Consider the following 1,485-nt stretch of genomic DNA (forward strand, 5'->3'; position numbering starts at 1 on the left):
CCCCGCCCCTGCCCGGCCCAGCCCCCGACCCTCGAGCCGGGATCCGTGCTACAGTGCGCCCACCCAACCCTCGTCATCTCCGACTGAAGGCAGCGAAGATGACCGTGAGGAAGCGAAAGTGGCGCGACAAGCACGAGCGCCAGCACGAGAAGTGGATGGTCCACATCGAGCACACACGCCCCGACGGAACCCTCCAGATCATTAGGAGGGTCTCACCGGTGCAGACCAAGCGAGGGGCTGAGCGGTTCGAGCGAGAGCTCAGGCAGCAGCTCCAAGAACAACCCGAGAAGGAGGAAACCAACCCAGAACCAACCCAAGAGACACCGACCCTGGCGGAGTTCGCCGAGGAGTTCCTGGCCTACCAGGCCACGCTGAACAAACCGACCGAGCTCAGGGCCAAGCGCTCGATCATCGAACACCACCTGATCCCCGCTTTCGGAAACCAGCCCCTCGACAAGATCGACGCTCGCATGATCGATCGCTACAAGGTCGGCAAGCTGGCACCACCGAAGCAGGGTCGTGGCGTGAAGTCCACGCGGCGACAGCCGACCGTCGGTCTCACCCCCAAGTCGATCAACAACCAGCTCGGCGTGCTCGGACGATTGCTCCGGGTTGCGGGCAAGTGGAAGCTGATCAACGAGGTCCCCGAGATCGAAAAGCTTGCAGTCCGGCAGCAAGCCTTCGACTTCCTCGACTTCGAGGAGTCCGAGCTGTTCCTGACCACGGCCAAAGAGCAGCTGCCCGAGTGGCACCCGCTCCTGGTCATCGGGGTCCGGGCAGGCTTGCGGGTGGGAGAGATGCTCGCGCTGCGGTGGCGCGAGGACATCGACCTCGAGCGTGGCCGGCTACGCGTCCAACGGGGCTACACGCGCGAAGGAGGCTTCGACACACCAAAGTCCGAGTCGTCCAAGCGCGACCTCCCACTGACGTGGGACGCGATCGAGGCGCTGAAGAAACAGCGCCGCATGGCCAAGGGGACGCTGGTGTTTCCCGACCAACACGGCGAGGTCGGCTCGCTGCGATCCGTGGGGCACTTCGTGTCCAAGGTCGCCAAGCTTGCCGGGCTGCGTCACGTGCACCCGCACGTGCTCAGGCATACCTTTGCCTCGCACGCGATCATGCGCGGGGTCCCGCTTAAGCTCGTCCAGGAGTGGATGGGTCACGCGACGATCAGCATGACCATGCGCTACGCCCATCTCGCCGAGGGCATCGGCGACGACATGATCCAGCGACTCGCACCCCGCCCCGGCGGTCTGCGAGCCGTCGTCGCGGATCGCCAACAGCACACAGACAGCACATGGTTTGAGCCAAAAACAAAAACGGCGCGCTAGGTAGGCCTAGGCGCCAAAATTCGAGAGCGGGAGACGGGATTCGAACCCGCGACATTCAGCTTGGGAAGCTGACACTCTACCAACTGAGTTACTCCCGCTTGCGGCCGACTGAACTACCACCGACCCACCCCCGCCCGCAAGCCAATTCTCACCC

General features: G+C 64.0%; 1 protein-coding gene and 1 tRNA gene. One reads left to right on the forward strand and one right to left on the reverse strand.

What is annotated here, in order from left to right; all coding sequences use genetic code 11:
- Positions 1-98 precede the first annotated feature (98 nt).
- A complete protein-coding gene (locus tag ENSA7_RS06940; RefSeq protein WP_106088422.1) occupies positions 99-1,331 on the forward strand; it encodes a tyrosine-type recombinase/integrase in 1,233 nt (410 codons plus the stop codon).
- A gap of 25 nt (positions 1,332-1,356) precedes the next feature.
- Here the strand turns inward: ENSA7_RS06940 and ENSA7_RS06945 are convergent.
- Positions 1,357-1,429, reverse strand: a tRNA-Gly gene (locus ENSA7_RS06945).
- Positions 1,430-1,485 lie beyond the last annotated feature (56 nt).

Origin of the sequence: Enhygromyxa salina (genome assembly GCF_002994635.1) — a bacterium.
Lineage (GTDB): Bacteria > Myxococcota_A > Polyangia > Nannocystales > Nannocystaceae > Plesiocystis > Plesiocystis salina_B.

Excerpts from the sequence above, each read along its gene's own strand:
- ENSA7_RS06940 (WP_106088422.1), top strand. The coding sequence starts at position 99 with ATGACCGTGAGGAAGCGAAAGTGGCGCGACAAGCACGAGCGCCAGCAC.